Annotated in this window: 1 protein-coding gene; it reads left to right on the forward strand. The window is 39.3% G+C overall.

Annotated elements, in window-relative coordinates; genetic code table 11:
* Positions 1–186 (forward strand): hypothetical protein (locus AOA60_RS23655; RefSeq protein WP_218240789.1); only part of this gene is annotated, 186 nt, incomplete at its 5' end.
* Positions 187–252 lie beyond the last annotated feature (66 nt).

Below are 252 nucleotides of genomic sequence, written 5' to 3' on the forward strand. Positions count from 1 at the left end.
TGGTATGGCGGTGCTGATTTGTCTAAGATGCACGATTTAACTGCAGCTGCATTATATGGAACTTACGAATACGAATATGAAAAAGGATTTTTTATTGAGGTAGATATTGCTATTACTCATGCTTTCTTCCCGATAACCGTAGCTCATATAAAAGCAGACGAAGATAACATACCTCTCTTTGGCTGACATGACGATGGGTGGCTCACAATGAGCAATACACCGACTGTCAGTTATGATGATGTCATTAAATGG

It is taken from the genome of Pseudomonas sp. 2822-17, assembly GCF_002742485.1.
Classification (GTDB): domain Bacteria; phylum Pseudomonadota; class Gammaproteobacteria; order Pseudomonadales; family Pseudomonadaceae; genus Aquipseudomonas; species Aquipseudomonas cyclaminis.